12 protein-coding genes are annotated in these 13269 nt (G+C 67.8%); 8 read left to right on the forward strand and 4 right to left on the reverse strand.

Translation table 11 applies throughout. From position 1 onward, the window contains the following. Positions 1–156 precede the first annotated feature (156 nt). Positions 157–2295 carry a phosphate acetyltransferase gene (gene pta, locus AB0280_RS06535; RefSeq protein ID WP_366366509.1) on the forward strand — a complete coding sequence of 713 codons (2139 nt, stop codon included), beginning with the start codon at positions 157–159 and terminating at the stop codon, positions 2293–2295. Positions 2296–2375: 80 nt separating this feature from the next. Here the strand turns inward: pta and AB0280_RS06540 are convergent, their stop codons facing one another. Further along, positions 2376–3707, reverse strand: coding sequence for an MFS transporter (locus tag AB0280_RS06540; RefSeq protein WP_366366511.1), 1332 nt, complete (start codon positions 3705–3707; stop codon positions 2376–2378). A gap of 261 nt (positions 3708–3968) precedes the next feature. Between AB0280_RS06540 and AB0280_RS06545 the strand changes: the two genes are divergently transcribed. The 4 genes from AB0280_RS06545 to AB0280_RS06560 all read left to right on the forward strand — a co-directional run bounded on the left by AB0280_RS06545 (position 3969) and on the right by AB0280_RS06560 (position 8916). After that, on the forward strand, positions 3969–4691 hold the full coding sequence (locus tag AB0280_RS06545; protein WP_366366512.1) for a GntR family transcriptional regulator: 723 nt from the start codon (positions 3969–3971) through the stop codon (positions 4689–4691). Positions 4692–4856: 165 nt separating this feature from the next. Continuing rightward, positions 4857–6203 (forward strand): enolase C-terminal domain-like protein, encoded by a 1347-nt coding sequence (locus AB0280_RS06550; protein ID WP_366366513.1) that lies wholly within the window; start codon positions 4857–4859, stop codon positions 6201–6203. Further along, on the forward strand, positions 6200–7684 hold the full coding sequence (locus AB0280_RS06555; protein ID WP_366366515.1) for an aldehyde dehydrogenase (NADP(+)): 1485 nt from the start codon (positions 6200–6202) through the stop codon (positions 7682–7684). Before AB0280_RS06550 ends, AB0280_RS06555 begins: the two co-directional genes overlap by 4 nt. Then, positions 7681–8916: a fumarylacetoacetate hydrolase family protein gene (locus AB0280_RS06560; protein ID WP_366366516.1), complete on the forward strand. Its 1236-nt coding sequence runs from the start codon at positions 7681–7683 to the stop codon at positions 8914–8916. The genes AB0280_RS06555 and AB0280_RS06560 overlap by 4 nt, the downstream gene beginning before the upstream one ends. Before the next feature lie 62 nt (positions 8917–8978). Here the strand turns inward: AB0280_RS06560 and AB0280_RS06565 are convergent, their stop codons facing one another. Then, positions 8979–9269, reverse strand: coding sequence for a hypothetical protein (locus AB0280_RS06565; RefSeq protein WP_366366518.1), 291 nt, complete (start codon positions 9267–9269; stop codon positions 8979–8981). A gap of 138 nt (positions 9270–9407) precedes the next feature. On the opposite strand from AB0280_RS06565, the gene AB0280_RS06570 reads away from it, so the two are divergent. Together AB0280_RS06570 and AB0280_RS06575 are read left to right on the forward strand one after the other, a co-directional pair. Beyond that, positions 9408–10568: an acetate kinase gene (locus AB0280_RS06570; protein WP_366366520.1), complete on the forward strand. Its 1161-nt coding sequence runs from the start codon at positions 9408–9410 to the stop codon at positions 10566–10568. A gap of 8 nt (positions 10569–10576) precedes the next feature. After that, on the forward strand, positions 10577–11137 hold the full coding sequence (locus AB0280_RS06575) for a GNAT family N-acetyltransferase (protein WP_366366521.1): 561 nt from the start codon (positions 10577–10579) through the stop codon (positions 11135–11137). Positions 11138–11140: 3 nt separating this feature from the next. Here AB0280_RS06575 and AB0280_RS06580 read toward each other — a convergent pair whose 3' ends face one another. Together AB0280_RS06580 and AB0280_RS06585 are read right to left on the reverse strand one after the other, a co-directional pair. Then, positions 11141–12337, reverse strand: a complete 1197-nt coding sequence (locus AB0280_RS06580; RefSeq protein ID WP_366366523.1) for an NAD(P)/FAD-dependent oxidoreductase — start codon at positions 12335–12337, stop codon at positions 11141–11143. A gap of 4 nt (positions 12338–12341) precedes the next feature. Next, a complete protein-coding gene (locus AB0280_RS06585; protein WP_043452340.1) occupies positions 12342–12548 on the reverse strand; it encodes a DUF2945 domain-containing protein in 207 nt (68 codons plus the stop codon). 243 nt (positions 12549–12791) lie between these two features. Here AB0280_RS06585 and AB0280_RS06590 point away from each other — a divergent pair, with 243 nt between their 5' ends. Beyond that, positions 12792–13244 carry an SRPBCC family protein gene (locus AB0280_RS06590; RefSeq protein WP_366366526.1) on the forward strand — a complete coding sequence of 151 codons (453 nt, stop codon included), beginning with the start codon at positions 12792–12794 and terminating at the stop codon, positions 13242–13244. Positions 13245–13269 lie beyond the last annotated feature (25 nt).

The raw sequence follows: 13269 nt of genomic DNA on the forward strand, positions 1-13269 counted from the left end.
CCGGGGCGCCCCTTCATCGATTGCTCCGTAACTGCCGTTTTCAGCGCTCAAAACGGCAGTTACGGAGCAGTCGACGCCGGGTCAGGCGCCCCGCGCACGGTCTCGAAGTGCAAGGATGGGGATACCGGCACCAGCAAGAACAGCAAAGGGCGGACCATGGCCAAAGGCATCTACGTCAGCGCAACCACCCCCGGCTCGGGCAAGTCCCTTGTGGCACTCGGCCTGGCGGACACCCTGCACCGGCACGCGGACAGGATCGGCTTCTTCAAGCCGGTGGTCCACGGCCCCTCGGCAGCCGACGATCCGATGGTGGCGCTGATGAAGGCCCGGTTCGCCCTGGATGACGAGCGCTGCCGGGGCGGCCTGACTTACGACGAGGTCCGCACCCTGCTCGCGGAAGGAAACCGGGCGGAAATCGATGCCCGGTGCGTTGAGATCTTCGCCGACATCGCGCGCCACTGCGACGTGGTGATCGTGGAGGGCACTGACCTGGTGGGCCAGGACTCCGCCGTCGAGTTTGATCTCAACGCCCGGCTGGCGAACAACTTGGCCACGCCCGTGGTGGCTGTGGTGGGCGCCAAGGGGCGGACCGTCCCTGAGACCGCTGCCGCCGTCGAAGTTGCCCGCAAGGAACTCGCCGCCGAACGGTGTGCGCTGCTGGCCATCATGGTGAACAGGGCCAGCGTCGGCGACCTGGACGCCATCGCAGCTGCCCTGAAACCCGGCGCTTCCGGGCGCCCGGTGTACATCCTGCCGGAGCTGGAGGAGATCGCCCGCCCCACCACCGGAGAAGTGGCTGCGGCGCTGGGCGTCCGCCAGATCGCGGGAACGCCGGACATGGAGCGGGACGTCAGGGACATCAAGGTCGCCGCGATGAACGTGGGCAACTTCCTGAACGTGCTGGACGAGGGCGCCCTGGTGATTGTGCCGGGGGACCGGGCGGACGTGATGGTGGCCTGCCTGGCCTCGTCCTTCTCGCCCGAATTTCCGGTGGCGTCGGCGCTCATCCTCACCGGTGGCCTCGCCCCGGACGCCAACATCTACCCTCTCCTGGCACAGGCGCCGTTCCCTGTCTTTGCCGCGGACGAGGACACCTACCAGACGGCCCGCCGGGTGTCAGAGGTGCGCAGCGAAATCTGGTCGGGGCACCGGCGCAAGGTGGCCTCCGCACTGGGCCTCTGGTCCCGCCGGGTGGACGAGGCCGAGCTGGTGGAGCGGCTGCATTTGCCGCGGGCGGAACGGATGACGCCGCTGCGGTTCCTGCATGACCTGATCGAGCGGGCCCGGGCCCAGCGCCGCCACGTCGTGCTCCCGGAGGGAACCGACGTGAGGATCCTGCGGGCCGCCGAGATCCTGCACCGCCGCGACGTCTGCGACCTGACGCTCCTGGGCCCGGAGTCCGACGTCCGGGAGCTGGCAGCCGCCAACGGCATCGACCTGTCCGGCATCACTGTCATCGACCCCGCCACCTCGGACCTGCGGCTGAAATTCGCCGAAAAGTACGCGGAGCTGAGGGCGCACAAGGGCGTGGACCTGCCCAAGGCGCTGGAGATCATGCAGGACGTCAGCTACTTCGGCACCATGATGGTCCAGCTGGGCGTGGTGGACGGGATGGTGTCCGGTGCCGCCCACACCACGGCGCACACCATCCGGCCGGCCCTGGAATTCGTGAAGACGCGCGAGGGCGTGAAGATCGTGTCCTCGGTGTTCCTGATGCTGATGCCGGACCGGGTGCTGGTTTACGGCGACTGCGCCGTCAATCCGGACCCGAACGTGGAGCAGCTGGCCGACATCGCGTTGGCCTCGGCCGAGACCGCCGCCCAATTTGGGGTGGAACCGCGGGTGGCCATGCTGTCCTACTCCACCGGCGGCTCCGGCGCGGGCGAGGCCGTGGACGAGGTGCGGCAGGCCACCGAACTGGTGCGCGAGCGCCGCCCGGACCTCGCCGTGGAAGGCCCCATCCAGTACGACGCCGCCGTGGACGCCTCCATCGCCGCGTCCAAGATGCCGGGTTCCTCCGTGGCCGGCCAGGCCACGGTGTTCATCTTCCCGGACCTGAACACCGGCAACAACACGTACAAGGCCGTGCAGCAGAGCTCCGGGGCCGTGGCGGTGGGGCCGGTCCTGCAGGGGCTGCGGAAACCGGTCAACGACCTCTCCCGCGGCTGCACGGTGGAGGACATCGTGAACACGGTGGCCATTACGGCGATCCAGGCGCAGACACCAGCCCAGTCCCCAGCGCAAACACAGGCCCCAGCGCAGGCGAAAGCCACGGCCGAGGCACCGGCCTCCTAGGAGACCAGACAGAAAAAGGACGACGCCGGCACCTTGGCGGGTGCCGGCGGCGTTCTTGTACTGGGGCTGGAAACGGGGCCCTAGGCGGCTGCCTTGACCTTCAGCGGCTCGATCTTGCCGATGACGAACAGGTAATTGGCCGCGCCGATAAGGGAGATCGCGCCAATCACGGCCAGCGGTGCCACGAAGGATCCGGTCTGGTCCACCAGCACGCCGATCAGGATGGGTGTGAAGATGCCGGCCAGGTTCGAAGCGAAGTTCTGCAGGCCGCCGATCGAGCCGACGTGGCGGGAGCTGGGGGCGACGTCGGCCGGCAGCGACCAGATGCCGGTCGCGGCCACCGTGAGGCTGGAGTAGGCGACGGACAGCAGGGCCAGGGCCATCCAGGCTTCCGGAACCAAGGCGGCGAACATGATGACAGAGCCGCCGGCCAGGCCGCCGGCGATGGCTGTTTTGCGGACCTTGCTGACCGGTGATCCTGCGCGGACGGCACGGTCGGCCAGGTATCCGCCGAGCCAGCCGAACAGGACCGCGCAGATGCCGGGGATGGCGCCGAAGAAGCCGAGCTTGAGGAGGTCGAAGCCGCGTTCCTTAACCAGGTAGCTGGGGAAGAACGTGATGAAGAAGTAGATGGCGCTGTTCAGGCAGAAGAAGCCGAACATCATGCTGAGGATGGTGCGGTACTTGAAGAGCGAACGCCAGGGCAGCTTGGCTGCGCTTTCGTCATCACTGGCCGCGCCGCGGGCGCCGCCTTCCTGGATGTAGCTGATCTCTGCCGCGTTCGCGCCGGTGTGCTCCTCCGGGCTGCGGTAGTACTTCCACCAGACGGCGGCCCAGATGATTCCAAGGATGCCGATGATGATGAAGACCGCATGCCATGAGGTGAAGGCGACAATCAGGGTAACGATGGGCAGTGCGATGACGGCCCCGACCCGTGACCCGGAGTCCCAGATGCTGGTGGCGAAGGCGCGTTCCCGGACGGGGAACCAGGTGGCCACCACCTTGGCGGCGGTGCTGGGTGCGGGGCTTTCGCCGACGCCCAGGAGGAACCGTGCGGCGAACAGGGACCAGAAGCTGGAGGCTGCCGCCGTCACCATGGTGAAGACGGACCACCACAGTGCGGCCAGGGAGAAGGAGCGGCGGGGGCCCACCTTGTCCACGTACCAGCCGGCGGCGAGCTGGAAGAAGTCGTAGGCCCAGAAGAAGGCAGCGAAGATCAGCCCCTGCTGGGTGGCGCTGAGCTCGAAGTCCTTGCCCATGAAGGGCAGGGCGACGCTGAGGCTGGACCGGTCAAGGTAGTTGATGCTGAGGCCGATGAAGGCAAGCCAGATGATGACCCAGCGCTTGCGGGTCATGAGGCGGGGCTGCCGGGATGGATTGGTAATGGAGGTCTTACTTCCGAGCGTAGTCATGCGGTCTCCTTCGACTTATACATGGCTTCGGGTGCGGGGCGCACGGGCGGGAGGGGGAGACGCGGAAGATCTCAGCGCCAAAATCGTATAGGAATCGGGTTAATCATATAGATAGTGTGACCGGGATCAAGTGCCCTTCCAAAAAGCCCTTCCATGAAGCCTGTGGCGGGGTGTGGCTTATGATTCCCCCAAGCGACTCCCGGCCGAAAAGGCCATGTCCACGCTCCGCAGCAAGTCCAAACCAGTGCAAGAGGTAACCGCGTGCCCCCACGTCAACCGTCCGAAACCTCCCGCGGCAAGGCCGCCGTGCCCGACGTCTATTCGGCGATGCGTGCCTCAATCCTGGAAGGCGAGATAGCGCCCGGCACCCGGATCAACATTGACGCCGTCGCGCGCAGCCTGGGGGTTTCCCAGACGCCCGTCCGCGAGGTGCTGCAGCGGCTCGAAGGCGACAACCTGGTGGTCTACAACCCCGGCCGGGGATACAGCACCACCCCGCTGCTGGACCTGCCTGAACTGCGCTCGCTGTTTGAATTCCGGCTCCTGGTGGAACCGTGGGCGGCCCGCGCGGCCGCTGTTGACCGCCTCGCCAATCCGGCCGGCGCCCTTGAGAAGGAACTGGGCAGCTTCCGGAGCGCCATGAAGCGGAGCAAGGACCTCCGGCAGGACCTGGTGGCCCATGACACCCGTTTCCACGACACCATCCTGGCCGCCTCCGGAAACCCCGTGGTCCGGCATGCCTTTGCCCAGACTCACTGCCACCTGCACACCTTCCGGCTGTACCCGGCGGATGTGGACGGGGCCATTACGGTGGCTGAGCATACGGCGGTGAGGGAGGCTATCGAGGCGTGCGATCCGGAGGGGGCGGAGGCGGCCATGACGATGCATATCCGCAATTCCTTTGACCGCTTTGCGCAGGCCTTTGAGGTCGAACTCGCCCCGCTGGAGGACAGCGGGCCGCCGCGCACGCACATCATCACCTAGCTCTCGACGAACAGCCCCGGCCCCGGACGGCCGGGGCTGCTGCGTTTGCGGGGCAGGCCGGCGCGGTCATGGGTTGACGTGGATCACGTCTCCTATATGATTTTAGAAATTCGTATAGGAATCGAATCTTTCCCTTCTCCAGTTCCGCTCCGAAAGTTGAGATCCATGCCTTCCATCACGTCCATCAACACCCAGGACGTCCGCTTCCCCACGTCCCTTGAGCTCGACGGTTCAGACGCGGTCAACGTAGACCCTGATTACTCGGCCGCCTATGTGGTGATCCGCACCGATGCGGGCGACGAGGGCCACGGCTTCGTTTTCAGCTGCGGCCGCGGCAACGAAATCCTGACTGCAGCCATCGACGCCTACGCCCGCTTGCTGGTGGGCCGCGAGATTGACGAGCTCATCGGTGACCTGGGCGCGGCCTCCAGGCTCCTCATCCATGACTCCCAGCTCCGCTGGCTGGGCCCCGAAAAGGGCGTGACGCAGATGGCCTGCGGCGCCCTGGTCAGCGCCCTGTGGGACATCCGTGCCCGCCGGGAAAACAAGCCCCTCTGGCTCCTCCTCAGTGAGATGACACCCGAGGAACTGGTCAGCGTGGTGGACTTCACCCATATCCGCGATGCCCTCAGCCCGGAGGAGGCACTTGAGATCCTCCGTGCCGGCCAGGACGGCAAGGAACAGCGCATCGCCGAACTCAAGGCCGACGGCTTCCCCGCCTACACCACCTCTCCGGGGTGGCTGGGTTACAGCGACGAGAAACTGGTCCGGCTCAGCAAGGAGGCCGCAGCCGACGGGTTCTCCATGATCAAGCTCAAGGTGGGCGGGGACATCAATGATGACCGCCGGCGCATGGCCTTGGCCCGCGAAGCCGTAGGCGGCCTGCCCATTGCCATTGATGCCAACCAGCGGTGGGAGGTGTCCGAAGCGGTTGAGTGGGTCAATCAGCTGGCGGAATTCAGCCCCTACTGGATCGAGGAACCCACCAGCACCGACGACGTCCTGGGCCACGCCGAGATCCTCAGGGGCGTTGCACCGGTCCGGGTGGCCACCGGTGAAGCAGTGCAGAGCCGCATTGTCTTCAAGCAGCTGCTCCAGGCCGGCGCCATCGACGTGCTCCAGCTCGACTCCACCCGCGTGGCCGGCGTCAACGAGAACATCGCCATCCTGCTGCTGGCCGCTAAATTCGGGGTGCCCGTCTGCCCGCACGCCGGCGGCGTGGGCCTGTGCGAGCTGGTCCAGCACTTCTCCTTCTTCGACTACGCCGTGGTGGGCCGCAGCCAGGAAAACCGCATGATCGAATTCGTGGACCACCTGCACGAGCACTTCGCGGAACCCGTCAGGATCGTCGACGGCCGCTATGCCGCACCGGAACTGCCCGGCACCGGCGCGGAGATGCTCAGTGCCTCCCGCACCCGCTGGGAATTCCCCAACGGCGCCGGATGGCAGGAAGTGGGCGACCGCGCCGCCGTCACCGGCGCAGCCCTGGCCCCTGCCGGAGCGGTCCAATGAGCGCAGGAGTGAACGCCGCCGTCGAGGCCGCAGTATCCGCCTTTGAAAAGGGCCGGACCGTGGACCCCAACACCCGCGCGGGTTGGCTCGAAGCCATCGCCGCCGGGCTGGAGCAGGATGCTTCCGGGCTGGTGGAAACGGCCGTCCGGGAAACCCACCTGGGCACCCCGCGGCTGGAGGGCGAGCTCAAGCGCACCGTTTTCCAGTTGCGGCTGTTGGCGGACGAGATCCGCCGCGGCGAGCACTTCGATGCCACCATCGACCACGACGACCCCGCGTGGGGCATGGGGCCGCGGCCGGACCTCCGGCGGTACAACGTGCCCCTGGGCGTGGTGGGGGTATTTGGTGCCTCCAATTTCCCCTTCGCGTTCAGTGTGATGGGCGGGGACAGTGCCTCGGCCCTGGCGGCGGGCTGCTCCGTGGTGCACAAGGCCCATGACGCCCACCGCGAACTTGCGGCCCGTACCGCCCAGGTGGTGACCGATGCCCTGGAAGCTGCCGGGGCGCCGTCGGGCCTGTTCTCCATGGTGACCGGCCGGCAGGCGGGGGAGGCCCTTGTTGACCATCCCCTGGTCAAAGCCATCGGGTTCACCGGCTCCACCGCCGGCGGCCGTGCGCTGCTCAACCGGATTGCGGCACGCCCCGAACCCATCCCGTTCTTCGGCGAACTGGGCGGGATCAATGCCGTCTTCGTGGCGCCCGGCGCGTGGTCAGCCCGGCGGGCGGAGATCATCAAGGGCTATGCCGGTTCCTTCACCCTGGGCATGGGCCAGTTCTGCACCAAGCCCGGGCTGCTGTTCGTCCCCGCAGGGGACACGGAGGCGCTCCGCAACCAGCTGGGGGAGGCGCTGGCAGGATTCAGTCCCGCCCGGCTCCTCAGCGACCGCCTGCACGCCGGCTACACCGACGCCGTCACCACGCTCCGGGACAGTGGGGGAGTGGAAGTCCTGCTGGAAGGGGACTTTGCGGAGCACCCCGCGCCCACGCTCCTGCGCACCACGGCGGAGGAGATCCGAAAGAACCCCGGCCTGCTGCGGCAGGAAATGTTCGGCCCCGCCAGCCTTGTGGTGGAGTACCAGGACCAGGCGGAGCTGCCGGAGCTGGCGGCGCTGCTCGAAGGGCAGCTGACCACCACGCTGCAGGCGGAAGAGGACGACGACGTCTCCGAACTCGCTTCCCGGCTGGCGGACCTCAGCGGGAGGGTCCTCTGGAACGGCTGGCCCACCGGTGTGACGGTCAGTTACGCCCAGCACCACGGCGGCCCCTACCCGGCCACCACCTCGAACACCACGTCCGTGGGGACGGCGGCCATCCGCCGCTTCCTCCGCCCGGTGGCGTACCAGTCGTTCCCCGCAGCGCGGCTGCCCGAGCCCCTGCAGGACAGCAATCCGTGGCGGCTCCCGCAAAGGGTCGACGGCGTCTGGCGGCACCCTGCGCCGGACGCTTCCGGTGACGGGGCCGGGACGGGGGTGCAGCAGTGAGTTCTACGCCCGGGGCAGTACCGTCCATCCTTCCCGAGGATGCCGACGCCGCGCTGCTCGTCGGCCGGGTCTGGGATGGTGAAACGGGCGGTCCGCGCGTGGTGGCCGTCAGCGGAGGGACCGTCTTCGACCTGCACCGCCTGGCCGCCACGGTCTCCGGCCTGCTCGAGCTGCCGGACCCGGCCGCCGCCGTCCGCTCTGCCCTCCTGGATCCAGACCTGGCCGAACCCCGCTGGGCGACGGCCGACGTCGTCAATGCCTCCCTGGCCGGGGACGGCAGGACGGTGGATGCCGCCGAAACCAGGCTCCTGGCACCCATCGACCTCCAGGTCATCAAGGCCTGCGGCGTCACGTTCGTGGACAGCATGATCGAACGGGTCATCGAGGAACGCTGCGCGGGCGACGCCGCACGTGCTGCTGAAGTGCGTGAGCTGGTGGGCGGGGCCCTGGGCGGAAGCCTCGCCGACCTGCGGCCCGGATCGGCGGAGGCGGCCGAAGCCAAGCGGGTCCTCATCGCCGAAGGGCTGTGGTCGCAGTACCTGGAGGTGGGGATCGGTCCGGACCCGGAGGTCTTCACCAAGGCGCCGGTCCTGTCATCAGTGGGACTGGGGGCGGAGATCGGCATCCCGTCGTTTTCGTCCTGGAACAACCCGGAGCCGGAGCTGGTGCTCATTGCCACGTCCGGCGGGCGCGTGGTGGGCGCGACGCTGGGTAACGACGTGAACCTGCGCGATGTGGAAGGCAGGAGCGCCCTGCTGCTGGGCAAGGCAAAGGACAACAACGCGTCCAGCGCCCTGGGGCCGTTCATCCGGCTGTTCGACGGGAATTTCACCCTGGATACGCTGCGCGATGAGGAGATCCTGCTCCGCGTGGACGGTTCTGACGGCTATTTGCTGGAGGGGCGGAACAGTGTGTCCCGGATCAGCAGGCCCTTCGAGGAACTCGTGGCCGCCACCTACGGGAAGCACCACCAGTATCCGGACGGCTTCGCGCTGTTCACGGGGACCCTTTTTGCGCCCACGCAGGACCGGGACGAACCGGGCCAGGGCTTTACCCACAAGCACGGCGACACCGTCACCATCCGCAGCCGCCACCTCGGTGCCCTGGTCAACCGGGTGGGCCCGTGCGAGGAACTCGCGGCCTGGACGTTTGGCCTCCGCCAGCTTTTCAACTACCTGGCGACGCAGGGCCAGGAGCTGGGGCAGGGGCAGGGCGCCCGCCTGGCCCGTTAGTGGCAAAGGACGACGCCGGCACCCTGGTGGGTGCCGGCGTCGTCCTTTTGCGTGTGGTGCTGTCAGCTGTTGTCCGGCTTGGCCAGGCTGTCCGGGTCTTCCTGCTTGGCCGGCTCGTCTGAAAGGCCCTGCGGCGTGAGGTCCAGTCCTTCCCGGTCTTCGGGAGCCTCAGGCGCTTCCCCGGTTTCGGCAGCCTTGAGGTTGCCCGTGTCGTCCAGTGCAGGGTTTGCGCCCTCCACCCCGGTGGGATCGCTCTTGCTGCCGGAATCCGGTTGCGCGTCGAGCGGGGCGGTGCTGCTGGATCCCGTGTTGGTGGGGTCGTTCTCGTCGATCGAATTCGGCTCGTTCGTCATGGAATTGTCCTCTCGGCGTGGTCCAGCCTTGTCCGCCGACCATAGGCACAGCCTGCCCCTCTGCGCAAGGAACGGCGCGGGAGTGCGGCCACATATAGTGGGGGTTGAACTGCAGACGCCAGGCTGAGGAGGCCCCGCATGCTCGTGCTCGTCATCAACTCCGGTTCGTCGTCGCTGAAGTACCAGGTCCGGGACGTGGCCGCCGGGACGGTGCTCACCGAGGGACTGATCGAGAAGATCGGCATGGGCAACGGCGGGGGCGGCGATGGCGAGATCGAGGGCCCGCGGGACCATGCCGAGGCCCTGGAGCAGGTTGACGCAGCGATCCATGAGGAACTGGGGGACCGGGAACTGGGCGCGGTGGGGCACCGGGTGGTCCACGGCGGCGAGCGGTTCGCCGAGCCCGTGCTGGTGGACAACGAAATCACCCGCGCCATTGAACGGCTCAACCCGCTGGCTCCGCTGCACAACCCCGCCAACGTCCTGGGCATCCGCGCCATCACCAAAAAGTGGCCCAAGATGCCGCAGGTGGCCGTGTTCGACACCGCCTTCCACCGCACCCTGCCCGAGCACGCCTGGCGCTACGCAGTCCCGGACGAGCTCTACACCAACCACGGCATCCGCCGGTATGGTTTCCACGGCACGTCGCACGAGTACGTCGCGCGCCGGTCGGCGGTGCTGCTGGACCTTCCCATCGAGGAGTTCGACGGCGTCATCGCCCACCTGGGCAACGGCGCCTCGGTGACGGCCATCCGCGGCGGACGCTCCGTGGACACCTCCATGGGCTTCACTCCGCTCGAGGGCCTGGTGATGGGCACCCGCTCCGGCGACCTGGACCCCTCCATCCTGGTGTTCCTGGGCCGGGCCGGGTGGTCGCCGGAGGACATCGACACCATGCTGAACCGGGAATCGGGGCTGAAGGGCCTGGCCGGCAATAATGACATGCGCTCCGTGGTGGAGGCCTCCGAGTCCGGCGATGAGAAGGCCAGGATGGCACTCGCGGTGGCGTCCTACCGGCTGGCCAAGTACATCGGCGGCTACCACGTTGCCGTCGGCGGCGCCAAGGCGCTGGTATTCACCGCCGGGATCGGCGAGAACTCGCAGCAGTTCCGGGCACACGTGGCGGACCGGCTGGGCGCCCTGGGCATCGAGCTCGACGCCGGCCTGAACGCCCAGCGGTCCAAGGAACCGCGCGTCATTTCCACGCCGTCCTCCGCGATCCCCGTCCTGGTGGTTCCCACTGACGAGGAGCGCGCCATCGCGGAGGCGACTGCCGCCGTCGTAGGTTCCGGCAGCTAGCCGCCACCATGCCTGAGATCCACCTGCCCATCCGCACCGGGCGCCTGGTCCTGCGCCGGTTCGATGGCGGCGACCTGGACGCCTTCCACGCCTACCACTCGCTGCCGGAGACCGCCCGGTTCCTCCCCGGCCCCGCCAAGACGTACACCCAATCCATGGAGCGGGTGGGCCGGTACGCCAACTTTGTCTTCGAAAAGGAAGGCGACTGGGTTGCGCTCGCCATCGAGGCAGCTGACGCGCCGGGCCTGCTGGGCGAGGTGGTGCTCAAATGGCTCCCGGGCCGGGGGCAGGCCGAAGTGGGATGGACGCTGGCGCCCGCGGCCCGCGGCAGGGGCTACGGCACCGAGGCGGCCAATGCGCTGCTGCGGCTGGGCTTCGAGGAACTGGGCCTGCACCGGATCGAGGCCCGGCTCGACGAGCTCAACGGCGCGTCCGCGTCGCTGTGCGACCGGCTGGGCATGCGGCTGGAGGCGCGGCACATCGACAAATGGCACTACAAGGGACAGTGGGCCACCGAACTGGTCTACGCCATCCTTGCCGATGAGTGGCGGATCGGTTCACGCAGCTAGCCCCTACGCCCGGCCCTTGAGGATCAGGTTCCAGTAGATCTTGGGGAACAGGTCCCGGTCCACCACCCAGGACAGCTTGCTTTCGTTCCAGGTGGGCACCCGCGGGATGGTGGGCATGGGCCGGTAGCGGTCATCGAATTCGGCGAACACCACGGTGTCCCGTGACACGGTGAACGGGCACACCGAGTAGCCGTTGTACCTGGCACGCAGCGGTTTGCCCTTGCGGGCCGCCGCCAGGTTCTTCGCCAGCACCTTGGTCTGCTTGCGCAGCGCCCCGCCGGACTTGGAATTGGTGGTACCCGCGGCGTCGCCCAGGGACCATACGTTGGGGTACCGGAGATGCCGCAGCGTCTGCCGGTCCACCTCCACGAAGCCGCCCGCGTCCCCGGGAGCCGGCAGGTCCGTGGCCTTGAGCCAGTCCGGGGCCGACTGCGGCGGGACGGCGTTGAGGACGTCGTACGTCAGGTCCTCCGTGGTGTGCGCGGTGTGGTCCCGGATGGTGGCGCGGCGGCCGGCCGGGCTTACCGCCACCAGCTCACTGTTGGTCCGCAGCTCGATCCCGTACTCGGCGATCTTGCGGTCCAGTTCCCGGTCCACCTCCGGTACCCCGAACACGGTGGGGTAGGGCTGCACCATCACCACCCTGATCTTGTCCAGGACCCCCTGTTCCCGCCAGTAGTCGCAGGCCAGGTACATGGGTTTCTGGGCGGCGCCGCCGCATTTGATGGGCCCCGCCGGCATGGTGAAGACAGCTGTCCCGGAGGTCATGGCGCTGAGCAGCGTCCAAGCCTTGGGAGCCAGGTCGAACTCGTAATGGGATGCGCCGTGCGGCGAATGCACGGCCTCGGCCAGCCCCGGCACCGCGTCCCAGTCGTACTGCAGTCCCGGGCACACCACCAGTTGCCCGTAAGCCACCCGGGCCCCTGATTCCAGGCTGACGGTGTTGGCCATCGCGTCCACCCCGACGGCGGCATCCCGGATCCAGGTGACGCCCTGGGGGATGACGGATTGCTGCGGCCGGATGGCCTCCTGGGCCTGCGCCCGGCCGCCGGCAATGTGCGAGAAGAGCGGCTGGTAGAGGTGGTGGTCCCGGGGTTCGACCACGGCCACGTCCTTGACGCCGTAGCGCTGCAGCCGCGCCGCCAGGGAGATGCCGGCATTGCCGCCGCCAATAATCACTACCTCATGCTGGGCAGCCACGGGACTACTTCTTCTCGGTCAGCGCAGATGCCTTGTGCGCTGCCCGGGCGCCCGTCTTGTCCGATTCGACCACGTACTGCGGCTCATCCTCGCTGGCCCGGTGCGTGTTGCCGTCGAGCTCGAAGTCGCTGGTTTTCTTTTCGACAATCCTGCCGTGCGTCTTGCCCTGTGAAGTGTTCCACTCCACATGCGTTCCCTTGCTCAGCGACATCTGCACTCCTTGGCTGGGTGATGCGGTGGGTCTGTGCCGCTCTGCGGCCCGGCTGCCGCCCCGGCGGGCGTCCCCGGAGCCAATCGTAAGCATTATTACGTTGTTTTGGCAGCTACGTGTCCGAACCCCGGGCCCGGCCGCCTGCACCACAGAATGGCGGCATTGACACCGGCCGCGTCCAGGGCCATGCTGTCCCTGCCGGCCACGCCCGGCCGGCATCAGGTGCCCTCGAAGGAGAATGCTGTGCCTGTTGTAGAAGAAAGCGTCGTCATTGCCCGGCCACCGCAGGAGGTCTTCGATTTCCTGTCGAACTTCGACAATGTCGCTGTCTACGATTCCTCGGTGACCTCGTCGGAACGGGTCGGCGAAGGGCCCGTGGGAGTGGGCACCCACGGCCGGGGAACCAGCAAAGTCATGGGAAGGCACTTCGACTGGACCGTTGAGGTCAAGGAGTTTGATCCGCCCCGGCGCATGGTGTCCAAATCGGTGGAAGGGAAGCTGGACTTCACGGTGACGTTCACCCTGGAGCCTGCCGACGGCGGGACGCGCGTCACCCAGCGGATCGATGCTGCGTCCGGCCTCGGGGGCATCTTCGGCAGGCTGGCCGACCCGCTGGTGGAGAGGGCCCAGGGCCGGACTGTCCGGGCCAACCTCGAAACCCTGGCGGAATGGATGGCCGAACACCCGCAGCCCTGATCACCCCGCAGCGGCCAGCGTTCGA

This window comes from Pseudarthrobacter sp. 902506025 (assembly GCF_040702325.1).
Classification (GTDB): domain Bacteria; phylum Actinomycetota; class Actinomycetes; order Actinomycetales; family Micrococcaceae; genus Arthrobacter.